The 14,824-nt window shown below is 65.2% G+C and carries 12 protein-coding genes and 1 pseudogene; 5 read left to right on the plus strand and 8 right to left on the minus strand.

The window, feature by feature from the left end:
- Positions 1-6: 6 nt before the first annotated feature.
- On the minus strand, positions 7-447 hold the full coding sequence (locus tag RXV88_RS05895; RefSeq protein WP_316291179.1) for a hypothetical protein: 441 nt from the start codon (positions 445-447) through the stop codon (positions 7-9).
- An 8-nt stretch (positions 448-455) separates the two neighbouring features.
- Positions 456-1,706: a Zn-dependent hydrolase gene (locus tag RXV88_RS05900; RefSeq protein WP_316291180.1), complete on the minus strand. Its 1,251-nt coding sequence runs from the start codon at positions 1,704-1,706 to the stop codon at positions 456-458.
- Positions 1,707-1,858: 152 nt separating this feature from the next.
- On the opposite strand from RXV88_RS05900, the gene RXV88_RS05905 reads away from it, so the two are divergent.
- Positions 1,859-2,518 carry a TetR family transcriptional regulator C-terminal domain-containing protein gene (locus RXV88_RS05905; RefSeq protein ID WP_316291181.1) on the plus strand — a complete coding sequence of 220 codons (660 nt, stop codon included), beginning with the start codon at positions 1,859-1,861 and terminating at the stop codon, positions 2,516-2,518.
- A gap of 23 nt (positions 2,519-2,541) precedes the next feature.
- On the opposite strand, the gene RXV88_RS05910 is transcribed toward RXV88_RS05905, so the two are convergent.
- The 4 genes from RXV88_RS05910 to RXV88_RS05925 form a co-directional block, all read right to left on the minus strand.
- Positions 2,542-2,937, minus strand: a complete 396-nt coding sequence (locus tag RXV88_RS05910) for a VOC family protein (RefSeq protein ID WP_316291182.1) — start codon at positions 2,935-2,937, stop codon at positions 2,542-2,544.
- A 63-nt stretch (positions 2,938-3,000) separates the two neighbouring features.
- The gene (gene preA, locus RXV88_RS05915; protein ID WP_316291183.1) at positions 3,001-4,305 is read right to left on the minus strand and encodes an NAD-dependent dihydropyrimidine dehydrogenase subunit PreA; all 1,305 of its coding nucleotides are present in this window, start codon (positions 4,303-4,305) and stop codon (positions 3,001-3,003) included.
- Positions 4,306-4,400: 95 nt separating this feature from the next.
- Entirely contained in the window at positions 4,401-5,726 is a 1,326-nt protein-coding gene (locus tag RXV88_RS05920; RefSeq protein WP_316291184.1) for an NAD(P)-dependent oxidoreductase, read from the minus strand.
- A 132-nt stretch (positions 5,727-5,858) separates the two neighbouring features.
- The gene (locus tag RXV88_RS05925) at positions 5,859-6,116 is read right to left on the minus strand and encodes a hypothetical protein (protein ID WP_316291185.1); all 258 of its coding nucleotides are present in this window, start codon (positions 6,114-6,116) and stop codon (positions 5,859-5,861) included.
- A 49-nt stretch (positions 6,117-6,165) separates the two neighbouring features.
- Here RXV88_RS05925 and RXV88_RS05930 point away from each other — a divergent pair.
- From RXV88_RS05930 to RXV88_RS05940, 3 genes and pseudogenes are all read left to right on the plus strand, one after another.
- Positions 6,166-6,925, plus strand: a pseudogene (locus RXV88_RS05930) (IS5 family transposase).
- A gap of 6 nt (positions 6,926-6,931) precedes the next feature.
- Positions 6,932-8,344, plus strand: coding sequence for a hypothetical protein (locus RXV88_RS05935; protein WP_316291186.1), 1,413 nt, complete (start codon positions 6,932-6,934; stop codon positions 8,342-8,344).
- Positions 8,341-9,201, plus strand: a complete 861-nt coding sequence (locus tag RXV88_RS05940; RefSeq protein ID WP_316291187.1) for a hypothetical protein — start codon at positions 8,341-8,343, stop codon at positions 9,199-9,201. The genes RXV88_RS05935 and RXV88_RS05940 overlap by 4 nt, the downstream gene beginning before the upstream one ends.
- Positions 9,202-9,204: 3 nt before the next feature.
- Here the strand turns inward: RXV88_RS05940 and RXV88_RS05945 are convergent, their stop codons facing one another.
- A complete protein-coding gene (locus tag RXV88_RS05945; RefSeq protein WP_316291188.1) occupies positions 9,205-10,374 on the minus strand; it encodes a CaiB/BaiF CoA-transferase family protein in 1,170 nt (389 codons plus the stop codon).
- A 102-nt stretch (positions 10,375-10,476) separates the two neighbouring features.
- Here RXV88_RS05945 and RXV88_RS05950 point away from each other — a divergent pair, with 102 nt between their 5' ends.
- Positions 10,477-13,440, plus strand: a complete 2,964-nt coding sequence (locus tag RXV88_RS05950; protein ID WP_316291189.1) for a calcium-binding protein — start codon at positions 10,477-10,479, stop codon at positions 13,438-13,440.
- A gap of 52 nt (positions 13,441-13,492) precedes the next feature.
- Here the strand turns inward: RXV88_RS05950 and epsE are convergent, their stop codons facing one another.
- A complete protein-coding gene (gene epsE / locus RXV88_RS05955) occupies positions 13,493-14,689 on the minus strand; it encodes an exopolysaccharide biosynthesis GT4 family glycosyltransferase EpsE (RefSeq protein WP_316291208.1) in 1,197 nt (398 codons plus the stop codon).
- Between the last annotated feature and the right edge of the window lie 135 nt (positions 14,690-14,824).

Here is a 14,824-nt window from a genome sequence, read left to right on the forward strand (position 1 = left end):
GCACCTCTAATTATTTTCGCTGGCTATCCGGTCAACGACGAGTTGCGCAAGGCTATCGCATACGGCCCTGTCAGAGACCCAAATTTCGTTACCGTCCCAAGCCGACCCGGTATTCGCGTAGTGGCGACGAAAGCTTTCAACGTATTGACCTGCGATAGTTTCGGAATCTAACTCGACGCTAGTAATCGCTTGCTCACCAGTCATACCCGAACGGTTTGCCCGGATTCGAGACGCCGCGAGAAAAAGCGCCAGAACGTTTTCTTTCCAATAATCAAGCACACTATTGGGCAATTGAGCCCCGGCCCAAGAACCGCTTGCGCGAAAAAACGCGGCGCACCGGACAAACGCGTAAGACGCCTCAGGAGAATTGGAAAGCGTTTCTTCTAACGTCCGGAACTGTTGGGCGTAGGACGCATTCGATAAAAAAATGGCGAACGCTGCCAGCAACAACCGCCTCACCCCACAATCTCCGCCGTTTCGACCACCGCGTGGAACAGAACGTCCGCCCCCGCCTTGGCCCAGTCCTTGCTGATCTCCTCGGCCTCGTTGTGCGACAGGCCGTCGACGCAGGGGCACATGACCATCGCCGTGGGGGCAACGCGGTTGATCCAGCAGGCGTCGTGGCCCGCGCCCGAGATAATGTTCATATGCGAATAGCCCAGCCGCTCGGCCGCGTTGCGCACCGCGGTCACGCAGCCTTCGTCGAATTCCACCGGGTCGAAGCCGCCGACCTTTTCGAATTCGACCTCCAGCCCCATGTCGTCGCAGATCTTCTGCGCCTCGACGCGCAGCCGCGCCTCCATATCCTGGATCACGCTCAGATCGGGTGACCGGAAATCGACCGTGAAGACCACCTTGCCCGGGATCACGTTGCGCGAATTGGGATAGACGTCGATATGGCCCGCCGCGCCCACCGCGTGGGGTTTGTGCGACCAGGCGATCTCGTCGACCTTCTCGAGGATGCGCGCCATGCCCAACCCGGCGTTCTTGCGCATCGGCATCGGCGTCGACCCGGTGTGCGAATCCTTGCCCGTCACGGTCACCTGCGTCCATGACAGCCCCTGCCCGTGGGTGACGACACCGATATCCTTTCCCTCGGCCTCGAGGATCGGACCCTGCTCGATGTGCAGCTCGAAGAACGCGTGCATCTTGCGCGCGCCAACCTCTTCCTCGCCCTTCCAGCCGATCCGCTCCAGCTCGTCGCCAAAGCGTTTGCCCTCGGCGTCGACGCGGTCATAGGCCCAGTCCTGCGTGTGCATCCCCGCGAAGACGCCCGAGGACAACATAGCGGGGGCGTAGCGTGTGCCCTCTTCGTTGGTCCAGTTGGTCACCACGATGGGATGCCTGGTCTGGATACCGAGATCGTTCAGCGTGCGGATGATTTCCAGCCCGCCCAGCACGCCCAGAACCCCGTCGTACTTGCCGCCCGTCGGCTGCGTGTCGAGATGCGAGCCCACATAGACCGGCAGCGCCTCGGGGTCCGTTCCCTCGCGCCGGGCGAACATGTTGCCCATCTGGTCCAGCCCCATGGAACAGCCCGCCGCCTCGCACCATTTCTGGAACAGGGCGCGGCCCTCGCCATCCGCGTCGGTCAGGGTCTGGCGGTTGTTGCCTCCGGCGACGCCCGGGCCGATCTTTGCCATCTCCATCAGGCTGTCCCAGAGCCTGTCGCCGTCGATTGTCAGATTCGCTGCTGGCGCGGCCATGGCGTGTCTCCCCGTCCTTCGGCGCGGCACCCCCCGCGCGCATCTTGATTTGACCAATCGGTCAAAGAGACGCTACCAGAGGGGTGGCCTCAGTCAAGCGGGATGCTGCCTGAGACATCGAATGCTCGGGGATAAGGCGAGGCGGAGGCGAGATGACGGAAACTTCGGCACAGCCAGAAGGCACGCCCGCGCCGCGCACGCGCATCCAGCGGCGCAAGCGCGAGGCCATTCTCGAGGCCGGGCTGACAGTCTTTTCGCAAGAGGGGTTTCGCGGCGCAACGCTCGACCGGATCGCGGCCGAGGCCGGTTTGTCGAAACCCAACCTGCTGTATTATTTCCCCTCCAAGGAGGCGATCCACACCGAGCTGCTGACCGGGCTGTTGCACACCTGGCTCGATCCTCTGCGCGCGCTCGATCCGGCGGGCGATCCGCTGGCGGAGCTTCTGGGCTATGTCCGCCGCAAGCTCTTGCTGGCGCGGGATTACCCGCGCGAAAGCCGCCTTTTCGCCAACGAGATCCTGCAGGGTGCACCGCGGATGAGACCGGCGCTTGAAGGCGAATTGCGCGCGCTCGTCGAAGAATACGCCACGGTCATCAAAGGCTGGATCGACGCAGGCCATATCGCGCCCATCGACCCGGTGCACCTGATTTTTTCGATCTGGGCGCTGACCCAGCATTTCGCCGATTTCGAGGTTCAGGTCCGCGCCGTGCTCGGCTCGGAGGACCCTTTCGAAGGGGCCGAGGCGCATCTCGACACGGTCTTCCGCAGAATACTCAGACCCGATGCGGACGGTCCGCGAACCAGCGCATAAAGGCCGCGCCGCACCTGCACGCCTCAGCTATAAAACGCGGGGTCCACCTCGTCGGCGTCGAAATCGATGTGCAGATGGTTCCCGTCCGGGTCCCAGATGTTGACCTGCACAAGCGGGAACCCGGGCACCTTCAAGATGCGCATCCGCTCGCCCCGCGCCTCGAGCGCGGCGTGGAACCGTTCAAAGCCCTTGGCGCTGAACGCCCCGTGCTCGAGCTTGAGGTCGGTGCCGGGGTCCGACGGCTCTTCCGGCACCTCGACGAGATGCACCAGCGGCTGACCGTTGGCATAAAGCCAGGCACCTGGAATCCCAAAGTCCGGCCTTGGCCCGGGTGTCATGCCCAGCACCTCGCCATACCAGTCGACCATCGCGTCCAGCTTCGCCGTGCGGATGTTGATGTGATCCAGCCGTTCGATCATGCGCGCCTCCCCCTCTGTCCCCGAACAGTCAAGGACGGTAGAGGCGACAAGTCAACGCGTGCTTTACTCCGCCGCCTGCGCCGACGGATTGTTGGGATGGGTCGTCCAGTTGGCGTAATCGTCCGACACCACCTTGCCGGTGCGCGGGTCGACCGCGCCGGCGGGCAGGCGTTCCATGGTGATACAGTTCTCAACCGGGCAGACATCGACGCAGAGGTTGCAGGCCACGCATTCGGCGTCGATCACCTCGAACGTCCGGTCCGGCGACATCGAGATCGCCTGATGCGAGGTGTCCTCGCACGCGGCGAAGCAGCGGCCGCACTTGATGCAGGCGTCCTGGTCGATCCGGGCCTTGGTGATGAAATTGAGGTTGAGATACTGCCAGTCGGTCACGTTCGGCACCGCGCGGCCGATGAAATCGGCGGTAGAGGCATAGCCCTTCTCGTCCATCCATTGCGACAGCCCGCGCTTCATCTCTTCGACGATGCGGAAGCCATAGGTCATTGCGGCGGTGCAGACCTGCACGTTGCCCGCGCCGAGCGACATGAACTCTGCCGCGTCGCGCCAGGTGGTGACGCCGCCGATGCCGCTGATCGGCAGGCCGGCGGTTTCCGGGTCACGGGCGATCTCGGCCACCATGTTCATCGCGATGGGTTTCACCGCCGGGCCGCAATAGCCGCCGTGGCTGCCCTTGCCATCGATGCTGGGTTCGGGGCTGAAGTCATCGAGGTTGACCGAGGTGATCGAGCTGATCGTATTGATCAGCGACACCGCATCGGCCCCGCCGTTCTTGGCAGCGCGCGCAGGGTAACGGATGTCGGTGATATTCGGCGTCAGCTTGACGATCACCGGGCGGTCGTAATGCTGTTTGCACCAGCGCGTGACCATCTCGATATATTCCGGCACCTGGCCGACGGCGCTGCCCATACCGCGCTCGGACATGCCGTGCGGACAGCCGAAGTTCAGCTCGATCCCGTCCGCGCCGGTCTCGGCCACCCGGGGCAGGATCGCCTTCCAGGCGGCCTCTTCGCAGGGCACCATGATCGAGGCGATCAGGGCCCGGTCAGGGTAATCCGCCTTGACGCGGGCCATTTCCTCGAGGTTCACCTCGAGCGGCCGGTCGGTGATCAACTCGATATTGTTGAGCCCCAGAACCCGCCGGTCGGCCCCGTGGATGACCCCGTATCGCGGGCCGTTGACGTTGACGATGGGCGGCCCGGCCTCGCCCAGTGTCTTCCAGACGACACCGCCCCAACCCGCCTCGAAGGCGCGGCGAACGTTGTATTCCTTGTCCGTGGGCGGGGCCGAGGCCAGCCAGAAGGGATTGGGGCTGGTGATGCCCAGAAAGTTCGTCGTCAGGTCAGCCATCTTGGGCCTCCGTGTGAATATGTCTCGTCGCGGCCCCGGACCCTGATCCGGGGCCTCCTCGTTCCAAGAGGTCCCGGGGCAGGCCCGGGACTGTGTCAGCCCCGCAGCGCCGCATCGATATCCTCTGCCGCGTCCCGGCCTTCGGCCACGGCAACGACCGTCAGATCCTCGCCCGGCGTGCAATCGCCCCCGGCCCAGACCCCTGGCACCGAGGTCCGCCCAGCCCCGTTGATGGCGATCTTGCCATTCGCGAGGTCGAGCCCGTCCAGCACAGCGAGTTTCTGACCGATGGCGCGGAAGACCTGGTCGGCAGGCAGGCGCAAAGTCTCGCCGGTGCCCTGCAGACGGCCATCCACCTCGGCGGTGTATTCCAGTTCGATCTCTCGCACCGCGCCGTTGCCGTGGATCGCCTTGGGCATGACGTCGGTCAGCAGCCGCACGCCCTTGGACGTGGCCAGATCCTGTTCGTAGCGGCTGGCCCCCATCTGCGCCTGCGACCGGCGGTAGGCGACGGTCACGCTTTCGGCACCCAGCAGCTTTGACTGCACAGCCGCGTCGATGGCCGTCATGCCGCCACCGATCACCACGACGTTGCGCCCGACCGGAAGCGTTGCCAGATCGGACGCCTGCCGCAGGTCGGCGATGAAGTCCACCGCATCGGCAACACCATCCTTGTCCGCCCCGTCGACCGGCAGGCCGTTGACGGCGCCAAGGCCCATGCCCAGGAAAACCGCGTCATATTCAGCGCGCAGCCCCTCCAGCGTGATCGCGCCGCCCAGCGCCTTGCCGTATTCGATGCTGATCCCGCCGATGCCCAGCAGCCATTCGACCTCGCGCGCGGCGAAGTCGTCGGTCGACTTGTAGGCCGCGATCCCGAATTCGTTCAGCCCGCCCGGTTTCGCCCTGGCCTCGAGGATGACCACGTCATGCCCCTTCATCGCCAGCCGGTGCGCACAGGCCAGCCCTGCCGGCCCCGCGCCGACGACAGCCACGCGCTTGCCGCTGAGCGCGGCCCGCGTGAACGGGTGGCCCTGCTGCGCCATCCTCGTGTCGGTGGCGTGGCGCTGCAGGCGCCCGATCTCGACCGGCTTGCCCTCGGCCGCCTCGCGCACGCAGGCCTCTTCGCAAAGCGTCTCTGTCGGGCAGACCCGGGCGCACATGCCGCCAAGGATGTTCTGCTCGAAAATCGTCTGCGCCGCGGCCTCGGGCTGGCCGGTGGCGATCTGGCGGATGAAAAGCGGAATGTCGATGGCCGTGGGGCAGGCCGTGATGCAGGGCGCATCGTGGCAGAAATAGCACCGGTCCGCCGCAACCGCCGCCTCATGCGGATCGAGCGGCGCGTGCAGATCGGCGAAGTTGGTCAGGAGTGTTTCGTGATCGAGACGCCCAGCGGCGATCCCCGATTTACGCAGATCTGTCATGTCGGCTTCCTAAGCGGCTTCATACGATCAGCCTGCCACAAGAATTTTTTTTATCAAACGGTAAAATTTAAAAAATTGCGCAAGGGGGCGCGGCGCGGGCTGCGCGGATGACAAATTGAGCGTCTGTGAAGATCAGGGGCGACCGTCGCCGTTCTGAATGACCACGACGCCGCCTGCGGTGTCGCCCGGGCGTGAGGCCGGAAAGTCCGAGAACGACTCTCGTGCCGTCGCCGCTGCGGGCGCTTGGCCGCCGGCGACAAACCCGGACCCGCCCTGCTGAAACCCCAAGACAGCCACCAGAAAGATCACGACCACGAAAAAAACGGCCCCCACCAGAACGACCAGAGTCATCTTGTCGCCGTCCAGCGTCCCGCTAGGCTCCAGACCCATTGATTTCGGGCCTTTGGCATGATTCAGGCTCCGCAAGGAGACCCGATCGATGAGCAATCTTTACTGGCTGACGGACGCCCAAATGGAGCGTCTGAAGCCGTTCTTTCCCAAGAGCCATGGCAAGCCCCGCGTCGATGATCGCCGCGTCCTCAGCGGCATAATCTTCATCAATCGCAATGGCTTGCGCTGGTGTGATGCGCCAAAGGAATACGGCCCGGCGAAGACCCTTTACAACCGCTGGAAGCGCTGGAGCGACAACGGCGTCTTCGCCCGGATCATGGTCGGCCTGCATCGCCGGAACGCGCCGAGCACAAGACGATCATGATCGACGCAACCTATCTCAAAGCACACCGCACGGCGTCGAGCCTATGCGTGAAAAAGGGGGGCGTGGGCGCCAGATCGGGCGCACCAAGGGCGGCATGAACACCAAGCTGCACGCCGTCGCCGATGCCAAGGGGCGCCCAATCGGGTTCTTCATGTCCGCCGGCCAGGTCAGCGATTACACCGGCGCAGCGGCGTTGCTGGGCAGCCTGCCGAAAGCGGGCTGGCTGCTGGCCGACAGGGGCTATGATGCCGATTGGTTCAGAGAAGCGTTGAAAGACAAGGGGATAAAGGACTGCATCCCGGGCCGGAAGTCGCGCAAGAAGGCGGTGAAATACGACAAGCGGCGCTACAAACGGCGCAACCGCATCGAGATCATGTTCGGCAGGCTCAAGGATTGGCGGCGCGTGGCAACCCGATACGACCGCTGCCCGGAAACGTTCTTCTCCGCAATCATGCTCGCCGCAACCGTTCTGTTCTGGCTATGAAATTCAATGAGTCTGGACCCTAAGTGGGCGCAAGATGAATTTTCGGATATGCTCAAGAGAGTTGAGTCCACGCAACCGACACAAAGTGGCTCCGATGGGAACGGAGCCAACGAGGGAAGCGGCGAAGATGAAGAAAACGGAGAAGAAAGCGAAGACGGGAGCAGCGGCGAAGAGGCGGAAACCGCAACAGCCCGGGTCGACAGCTTCGATATATTCCGCGTCACAGTTGCCAACGTCGTTTTGGTCCTTGGCTATGCGATCATCGTTGGCACAACGCTCTTAATTCAACGCTCAACGATTAATACCGAGCTTTACAGACGCTGGTCCGACAGCATCTACTTCTTTGGCTTCATCATGACGCTGACGGCGCTGATCGTGGCGCTTGCCTCTACCGCGGCTCCCGGATCGGGAGCATTGATCGGCGTCGTTATCCAGAATGCGGTCGCGCTCTCCAGCACGGTCATGGCCCTGATAGCGCGGACCATCATCATTCTTATTGGCCCGGTCGACGAGGAAGAAGAGCCGTTCACGCTGGAATTGCTGCAATCCCAGGTCAACCGGCTGGCAGAAAAGGTTGGCGAGGTGGCGGAGAAAACCGCTGTACTCGCGGGCGCCGTGGCCGCGAGCGAGGCGCAGATCGGCCAGACGACGACGACCTTCCGCAAAAGCGCCGATGAGGTCTCGAACACGTTGTCTGAAAAGGCGCGCGAAATCGAGGCGCTCGCGATTGACGAGGACGCGCTGTCAGAGACCATCGCGCGCATCGCCAAGCTGGCAGTGTCCAGGATCGACGATGAAATCGGCACCGTCGCGAATGCGCTCAAAGACTCCGCGGCAGAGATAAAGGGTGGCGCCGGGTCGCTTCGGAGCGGCTTCGAAACGCTGGGCACGACTGCAAACAGCGCGGCGACAAAAACGGGCGAAGCCTTCGACGGGCTCAAGACCAGCATCGACGCCGTCGATGCCGACGAGATCCTGCGCGATGGCCTCAAGGGGACGCTGGCCAAGGTCGGAAACGCGCTCGACGAGGAAACGGCGCGGCTGACGGAATCCGTGAACCGCCTGATCGAGGGGCTTGAGGCCAGCGGATCCGCGCAGAGCGCCTTGCGCGAAGACGCCGAGGCGCTGGTCGCGGAAATCTCCGAGCGCGGCGAGAAACTGCAGAGCCTGAACGACGCCATCGAGCAAATCATGGACCGGGTCGACAATTCGTTCCTCGACCCGGCGTGGCATGACGCGCAGGGCAGGCGGCAGAAGGCGCTGAAGGCCGAGATGGAAAAGCTGACCGCGGCCATAGACGCGGCCACCCAAACCCGCGCGATCTGGATGAAACGGACGGGGTCGTTCCGTGATTGGGTGGGATCCCTGTTCGGCCGGTCGCACCGGTCGGACGATGACGACAAGGGCGCGTCTGGATGAGCCTGTTCCGCCGCAAGATCGTCGAACGTGAAGACATCGTCGCGGCGTCGATGAGCGAGATCATGCTCTTCTTCCTGTTCGTCTGTCTGATCCTGCTGGGCAATATCCTCGATCTTTACGGTGCGACCAACGACGCGGGTCCCAGCGATCAGGACCAGGCCATCGCCCAGCTGACAGTCGCCAACGCAGAGCTGACCGGCAAACTGAACGGTGCGAACGCAACGATCGCAGCACTAAGGGGGCAGATTCTTCGGGGAAACGCAGACGTCAAGGACAAGGATGCAAAGATCGGTGCCTATGCCGCCAAGAACAAGGAATTGGAGGAGCGGATCGCAGAGCTGGAACTGCAGATCACGCTGTTGGAGAACCGCCACGACCTGCCGATGTCGATCAGCCTGGCGGAAAACGCGGGCTATACGTTCGACAGTGGCGAAACCGACATCACTCCGGAGTTCCGCCGGGAGTTCAGTCAGTCAGGACAGAGGGAGTTTCGCGACCTTCTGGCCAACGCCCAGGTCGCGATCCAGGCGATCGAAGTGATCGGGCATACCGATGAACGGCCGGTGAACACCACTCGCTACAGCAATCTGGATCGAAGTCTGAAAAGTCATGTGAACGGTTTCGGCGGCTCGCTCCGCTTTGTCGACAACGTCGGTCTGGGCATGGCCCGCGCCGCCGAGGTCGCCCAATTCCTCAAGCAGTACCTGCCGCCGGGCAAATCCTACCAGATCATCCCGTTGTCGGCCGGTCAGTTGCAGCTGCCCAACAACCGGCTGGCGCCGGGCAGGAGTCCCAATTCGACCGACATTCAGGCACGGCGCAGGATCGAGATCCGTTTGCGCAGCCAGACGCGCTAGGGCTCAGATCGCGTCGCGGTCGCGCAGGGTGGCGATCTCGGCCGCGTTATATCCCAGCTCTTGCAGAACCGTCTCGGTATCCGCGCCCAGCGCCGGGATCGGATCCATGCGGGCCTCGGTCAGGCCGGGGGGCAAGAGCGCGGGCACCCGGCCAGCGGGGCTGCCGACCTCGGTCCAGCGGGCGCGGGCCTCAAGCTGCGGATGCGCCCAAAGCCCCGCCATGTCGTTGATACGCGCGGTGGCGATGCCCGCCGCCTCGAGCATCCGCACCACATCGCCCGCGGTCATTTCCGCGAACCCGGTCTCGATGATGTCCCGCAGCGCGTCCTGATGACCGGCGCGGGCGGCGTTGGTGGCAAAGCGCGGATCCTCGGTCAGCTCGGGCCGGGACAGGACGTCGCTGCAAAACCTGCGCCACTCGCGTTCGTTCTGCAGGCCCAGCATCACCTGCCCGCCGTCGCCCGTGGCGAAGGGGCCGTAAGGAAAGATCGTGGCATGGGCGGCCCCGGCGCGCGCGGGCGGCGCGGCCCCGTCGAAGGCGTAATACATCGGGTAGCCCATCCATTCCGCCAGCGCCTCGAGCATCGAGATGTCGATCTGGGCGCCTACCCCGGTGCGCCCGCGCGCGATCAGCGCCGCGAGGATGGAGGAATAGGCGTACATCCCCGCCGCGATATCGGCGACCGAAATGCCTGCCTTGGCCATCCGCTCGCCCTCGCCCGTCACGGACAGAAAGCCCGCCTCGGCCTGGATCAGCAGGTCGTAGGCCTTGCGCGCGGCGTCCGATCCATCGGGCCCGTAGCCCGAGATATTGCAGACGATCAACCGGGGATGCGCCTCTTGCAGATCGGCATAGCCCAGCCCCATCCGCTGCGCAGCACCTGGGGCGAGGTTCTGCACCAGCACGTCGGCCTGGCCGAGCAGACGCCGCAGCACCTCTTGCCCGCCGTCGGATTTAAGGTTCAGCGTCACGCTTTCCTTGGACCGGTTGGTCCAGACGAAATGCGACGACATCCCGCGCACCCGGGTGTCGTAGCCGCGCGCAAAGTCGCCCGTTCCGGGACGTTCCACCTTGATCACCCGCGCGCCGTGATCCGCCATATGCCGCGTGCAAAGCGGCGCCGCAACCGCGTGTTCCAGCGTGACGACGGTGATCCCCTCGAGTGCGCGCATCCCGTTCCCCTTTTCGGTCCTCGGTCGCAAAGCCCGCTGGCCTTTGACCCTGCATCCGTATAGCCCATAGTCCGGTAGGGGCGAGAGCAACAGGGCAATCCGATGATCCGTTTCGCAATGGCATGTCTCGCGGCGCTCTGGGCCTGTGCCGCCTCGGCGCAGGAGCAGCGCGATGTGAAGGCCTATGTCTTCGGCAACAGCCTGTTCAACCATGTCGGCGACATGCCGCATACCAACGTGGCGCATTGGCTCGACCAGCTTGCCACGGCGGGCGGGCGCGGGTTCGCGCTGGATGGCCAATGGGGCTTTCTGCGGGATTTCGCCCGCATGTTGCCGCCGACCGCCAACTGGGGCTTTCCCGGCGTGGCGGGTGTCTGGAACCCCGACGCAGGCGGGTTCGGCCAAGCCCCTTTCACCGACATCCTGATCACCCCGGCGAATTTCATCCAGTACCAGCCCGCCACCGCGCCTTACGATGGCGAAAATGATGGTGGCGCGACCCCGGTATCGGCGACGCTGCGGGTGCTGGACTGGATCACCGCGCAGGGGATGCGGCCCCGGTTCCACATCTACGAAGGCTGGTCGGATATGGGCGGTGTCGCCGGGGCCTTCCCGCCGGATGCCGAGGGGCTCGCCCGCTATCACGCCTTCAACGGCAGCGGCTATCACATCTGGTACAACGCCTACGTTCAGACCCTGCGGCAAGAGCGCCCCGATCTCGACATCCGGCTGATCCCGGTGGCCTCGGTCCTGTCGCGGGTGCTGGCCGCGCAGCCGCTCGATGGCCTGCCCGCGACGGCGTTCTACACCGACGACGCGCCGCACGGCACGCCGACGCTCTATTTCCTGGCCGCGATGGTGAGCCATACGGCGCTTTACGGCGCGCCGCCGCCGGCGGGCTTCACCCCGCCGGGGGACATCCATCCGACCGTGGCAGCGGCCTATCCCCAGATCGCCGAGACCATCGGCGCGCTGGTCCGGCGCGAGGCGGCGCGTCTGTCGCCGCCCCCGGCCGCGACGGCGGAACCAATGCAACGAACCGCCCAGACCACGACAGAACCGGAAGAGGAGAGCGTCGCCGAGGCCCCCGCCCCCACCGCTCCGCCCCTGCCCCGCGCCATTCCCCGCGCCGAGGCCGATGCAACGCCCGCGCTTGCCATGGGGCTGAACGGCATTGCCGACTGGTCGACACAGCATCCCTTCATCGACGTGATGAAGAGCGCGCGGGAATGGATCGGCCATCTGCCCGACCAATGGGGCGGCGTCACCGCCGACGATCTGCGCGCGGGCGGGCATCTGGACGACAACGGCTGGCTGCTCAGCCTCCCGCCCGAGGTCACCCATGTCGAGGCGCTGATCCTAACCGACCAGCCCGAAGAGGCCGAGCACCTGCGCGGCACCTATCTGGTGCTCTACGACGGTCAGGGCGATCTGAAGCTGACCGGCCGCGCGCGGCGCGTGATCTACGAGCCCGGAGAGATCCGCTTTGCCTATGCCCCGGGCGAGGGGTTGGTCGCCCTGTCCATCGGTTCGGTCGACCCCGACGACCCGATCCGCAACATCCGCGTCCTGCGTGAGGACCATCTGCCGCTCTACGAGGCCGGGGCGATCTTCAACCCCGACTGGATCGCGCGGGTGCAGGATGTGCGGGCGGTGCGCTTCATGGACTGGATGTTCACCAATGGCTCGCCCCTGTCGGGCTGGGACAGCCGCCCGCGCATGGACGATTATACCTGGACATCGTTCGGCGTGCCGCTGCCGGTGATGGTCGCGCTGGCCAACCGGATCGGCGCGGACCCCTGGTTCACCCTGCCGCATCTGGCCGACGACGATTTCGCCCGGCGCTTCGCCACCATCGTCCGCGACACGCTCGACCCCAGGCTCAAGGCCTATGTGGAATATTCCAACGAGATGTGGAATTTCATCTTCCCGCAGGCGCATTGGGCCAGCGCCCAGGCCGAGGCGCGCTGGGGACAGTCGCAAACCGGCTGGATGCAGTTCTACGCCCTGCGCGCCGCGCAGGTCATGGACATCTGGACCGAGGTCTTCGGCGCAGAAGCGGACGACCGACTGGTGCGCGTGGTCGCCACCCACACAGGCTGGCCGGGTCTGGAAGAGGACATCCTGATCGCGCCACTGGCCTTTCTGGAACTGGGCCGCCTGCCGCGCGACAGCTTCGACGCCTACGCGGTGACCGGATATTTCGGCTACGAGCTGGGCGGCGAGGAGATGGCGGCAGAGGTGCAAGGCTGGCTGGATACGGCCGAGGCCGAGGCGCGTGCGGCCGGCGAGGCGCAGGGCCTGCGCCGCGTCGCCTTGCGCGAATACATCCGCGAACGCCGCTTCGACGCGGCCTTTCAGCCGGTGACCGAAGAGCTGCTCGACGGATCGCTGCGCGAACTGGTGCAAGAGCTCTTTCCCTACCACGCCGCTGCGGCCGAGGAGGCAGGCCTGCAACTAATCATGTACGAAGGCGGCACCCACGCCACCCCGCAGGGCGAGCGGGTGGATGACGAACGGCTGAGCGATTTCTTTGTCGCTTACAATTACTCGTCGGATATGGCCGCGCTCTACGAGGTGCTGCTGACCGGCTGGGTGCAGGCGGGCGGGACGCTCTTCAACGCCTTCGTCGACGTGGCCCCGGCGACCCGCTGGGGCAGCTGGGGGGCGCTGCGGCACCTCAGCGACGACAACCCGCGCTGGGACGTGCTGATGGACTACAACCGCACCGCACCGTCCGATTGGGAAGACCGCGACCCAGCCGCCTTTGCCAACGGCATCTTCCTCAGCGGCGACGGCCTGCTGGAAGGCACGCCGGAAGAGGACATCCTGCTGGGCGGCCCCGGCGCGGACGAATTCGTCTCGAACGGCGGTGCGGATCGCCTGAACGGCGGGCCGGGCGAGGATCTCGCGCGGCTGCGCGGCCCGCTGGCGCGCTACAGCTTTCGCCGCGAGGACGGTCGCCTGATCGCGGACGGGCCTTTCGGTAGCGTCACGATGATCGGCATCGAGAGACTGCGCTTCGACAGCCCAATCGAGACGGTGTTTCCCGCGGACAGCTTCTGAACCGGGCGCAACACGGTCAGGAGGCCCCGGGGCCAGCCCGGGGCTGCGTCGCTCAACGTGTCAGACGGGAGATTTCCTCGATCAACGTCTCGGCGCCCAGCGAGGCGCGGAAATGCGCCTCGACATGGGCGCGGCCCGCCTCGGCCAGCCTTTGCGCCTTGTCCGGGTCGCCCGCCAGATCGCGGATCGCCCGGGCCAGTGCGCCGGGGTCCTTGGGCGGCACCAGTTTTCCGGTCCGGCCATCCTCGATCAGCTCGGGCACGCCGCCCGCCTCGGTGCCGATCACCGGCACGCCGCAGGCCATGGCCTCCATATAGGCGACGCCCAGCGGCTCGTGCCAACTGGCCAGGGCAAAGACATGCGCCTCCAGCAGTTTGGCCCGTACCGCGCCTGCGTCGATCGCGCCCAAGAGCTTGACGTGATCCTGCAGCCGCAGGTCCTTGAGCGTCCGCTCAAGCTCGGCGCGGAAGCCGCTGCCGCCGTCGTCGTCTTCGCCCGCGATTTCCAGCCGGACATCCACCCCCTGATCCAGCAGCCGCCGCATCGCCGCCATCAGATCCTGGTGTCCCTTCACAACGTTAAGCCGCCCGCAGGAAAAAATCCGCACCGGGCGCCCCTTTTCCGGCGGCCGATAGGGCGTGTCGCGGCGCAGCACCTCGGTGTCGACACCCATCGCGCGGACCACGATCCGGGGCGGCAGGTGACCGGCCAGTTCTTCTTCGACCTCGGCGAGAAGCTTTTTCGTGATGACAGTCGCAAACGCCGCGCCGCGCCATTTAAAGCGCTGCCCCGCGCCGTAATCCGACAGCGGCCCGTGCAGCGTCATCGAATAGGCCGGCCCGCCCATCCGGCGCGCCAGCGCTGCGATCAGCCCGGCGCGGGCACAGGAATGCGCATGGATATGGTCAAGCGCGTGCTCGCGCGCGTAGCCGAGCAATTGCTGCGCCGCCGACAGCATGAGCCCGGCGTCGCGGGCGAAGACCGGCCCCTCCTGCATCATCCACAGCGCAAGCCCCCGCGGCAGAGTACGGGTCAGCCCGCCCAGCGCCGCCAGAGGATCCATCCGGCCCAGGTAGGTAGTCTCGGACATCGCCTCGTCCGACCAGTCATGCGCGATCAGACCCGGAGGCGGCGGACGGGTGGACAGCAAATGCACGTCGACGCCCCTCTCGCGGAGAGCCAGAACCTCGCGCCAGAAAAAGATGTGCGTCTGCCCCGGAAACTGAGGCACGAGATAGCCGATCCGCATCGCCTGCGTCACGTTCACCGCCAATTCGATTTTTCGCCTGCCGTCGTCTTGCGGCACTTGCCACCAGTTTGAAGAAAAATCACCCTTTGGCCACAGTTTCCTGTCAGATGGCGCGTAAAGACGCGTGCGAAAGAT

It is taken from the genome of Aestuariicoccus sp. MJ-SS9 (assembly GCF_032586235.1).
GTDB lineage: Bacteria > Pseudomonadota > Alphaproteobacteria > Rhodobacterales > Rhodobacteraceae > Aestuariicoccus.

What these genes read in the sequence shown, in the direction of transcription:
- RXV88_RS05900 (WP_316291180.1), bottom strand. Translation starts at nt 1,706, where the DNA reads ATGGCCGCGCCAGCAGCGAATCTGACAATCGACGGCGACAGGCTCTGG.
- RXV88_RS05905 (WP_316291181.1), top strand. Translation starts at nt 1,859, where the DNA reads ATGACGGAAACTTCGGCACAGCCAGAAGGCACGCCCGCGCCGCGCACG.
- RXV88_RS05910 (WP_316291182.1), bottom strand. Translation starts at nt 2,937, where the DNA reads ATGATCGAACGGCTGGATCACATCAACATCCGCACGGCGAAGCTGGAC.
- preA (WP_316291183.1), bottom strand. Translation starts at nt 4,305, where the DNA reads ATGGCTGACCTGACGACGAACTTTCTGGGCATCACCAGCCCCAATCCC.
- RXV88_RS05920 (WP_316291184.1), bottom strand. Translation starts at nt 5,726, where the DNA reads ATGACAGATCTGCGTAAATCGGGGATCGCCGCTGGGCGTCTCGATCAC.
- RXV88_RS05925 (WP_316291185.1), bottom strand. Translation starts at nt 6,116, where the DNA reads ATGGGTCTGGAGCCTAGCGGGACGCTGGACGGCGACAAGATGACTCTG.
- RXV88_RS05935 (WP_316291186.1), top strand. Translation starts at nt 6,932, where the DNA reads ATGAGTCTGGACCCTAAGTGGGCGCAAGATGAATTTTCGGATATGCTC.
- RXV88_RS05940 (WP_316291187.1), top strand. Translation starts at nt 8,341, where the DNA reads ATGAGCCTGTTCCGCCGCAAGATCGTCGAACGTGAAGACATCGTCGCG.
- RXV88_RS05945 (WP_316291188.1), bottom strand. Translation starts at nt 10,374, where the DNA reads ATGCGCGCACTCGAGGGGATCACCGTCGTCACGCTGGAACACGCGGTT.
- RXV88_RS05950 (WP_316291189.1), top strand. Translation starts at nt 10,477, where the DNA reads ATGATCCGTTTCGCAATGGCATGTCTCGCGGCGCTCTGGGCCTGTGCC.
- epsE (WP_316291208.1), bottom strand. Translation starts at nt 14,689, where the DNA reads ATGCGGATCGGCTATCTCGTGCCTCAGTTTCCGGGGCAGACGCACATC.